2 protein-coding genes are annotated in these 1,382 nt (G+C 63.6%); both read right to left on the bottom strand.

The features are described 5' to 3' along the window. The coding region (locus tag ACTZWY_RS19740) for a response regulator (protein WP_444792410.1) at nt 1-653 on the bottom strand (653 nt) is incomplete at its 3' end. Nucleotides 654-657: 4 nt separating this feature from the next. Continuing rightward, the gene (phoU, locus tag ACTZWY_RS19735) at nt 658-1,365 is read right to left on the bottom strand and encodes a phosphate signaling complex protein PhoU (protein ID WP_444792409.1); all 708 of its coding nucleotides are present in this window, start codon (nt 1,363-1,365) and stop codon (nt 658-660) included. Nucleotides 1,366-1,382 lie beyond the last annotated feature (17 nt).

The following is a 1,382-nucleotide window of genomic DNA, read 5'->3' as shown; positions in this document are numbered from 1 at the left end:
TCGGGGCCGTTGGTGGTGGTGCACAGCGTCTTGCGCAGGCGGCCGACATGCACATCCACAGTGCGCGTGTCGATATAGATGTCGCGCCCCCAGACGCGGTCCAGAAGCGCCTCGCGCGTCCAGACCTTGCCGGGGCGTTCCATCAGCGCGCCCAGAAGCCGGAATTCCGTTGGCCCCAGATGCACCGCCGCCCCTGCCCGCGTCACCCGGTGGCTGTCAGGGTCCAGTCGGATATCACCATATTCCAGCACCTGACCGGCAGCCGCAGGGCGCAGCCGCCGCAGGTTGGCGCGCACACGCGCCACCAGTTCCGCCACCGAATAGGGTTTGACAATGTAGTCATCCGCACCCGTGTCCAGCCCGCGCACGCGGTCGCTTTCTTCCGACCGGGCCGATACCATGATCACCGCCGCCGCCCGCCCCGCCGCGCTGGCCTTGATCTGGCGGCACGCTTCCAGCCCCGACAGGCGCGGCAGCATCCAGTCCAGCAACACCACATCGGGGCCTTGTTCGGCCACCGCAAGCACCGCTTCCTCGCCATCCTTGGCGGTCGCAATGCGAAACCCCGCCGCCTTCAGGTTATAGCTTAGCAACGCAAGCTGCGCGGGTTCGTCATCCACAATCAGCACCAGCGGCGTGTCGGCATCCACCATCACATCACCCTTTGGGCGCATCAATCAACGCGGTCGAATGGCCCTTCTCGCGCGCGCCCGCAGGCCGGCCGTCGGCCACGAAAATCACATGTTCCGCGCCATGCGTCACCAGATCGCCCATGCGTTCTATGTTCTTGGCAATAAACACATAATGCAGGCAGGGCGTAATGTTGCGCGGGTCTTCCATCATATGCGTGATGAATTCCCGAAACAGCGCATTGGTCATGTCGTCCACTTCCACATCGCGCGCAATCACATCGCGCGCAAGGCCCACATCCAGCCGCGAAAACGCGTCCAGCATGTCCTTGAGCATCTGGCCCACCAGCCGCGACTGGCGCCGCAACGCGCCCGCCGCCCCATCAATCACCGGCGCCGAAATCAGCACCGGCACGCGCTTGGCCATGTTCTTGGCGTAATCGCCCAGACGCTCCAGCTCGCCCGCCATCTTCATGACCGCCACCGCCGCGCGCAAATCATCCGCCTGCGGCTGGCGCAGCGCAAGAAGCCGCACAACCTGCGCGTTAATCTCCTCCTCAGAGGCGTCAATCAGCTTGTCGCCCTGCACAACCTGCGCCGCAAGATCCTCATCGCGCGTCTCCAGCGCCCGCGACGCATTCAGAATTGCATCCTCAACCTGACCGCCCATCGTCAGAACATTCAGGCGGATCGCGTCAAGATCACGGTCAAAAGACGACAATGTATGCGGTTTCATCTCAGGTATCCTTTTGG

The organism is Roseinatronobacter sp. NSM, from assembly GCF_052379845.1.
Classification (GTDB): domain Bacteria; phylum Pseudomonadota; class Alphaproteobacteria; order Rhodobacterales; family Rhodobacteraceae; genus Roseinatronobacter.
The sequence above is the reverse complement of the archived record's forward strand: the minus strand, read 5'-3'. Positions and strand labels throughout refer to the sequence as shown.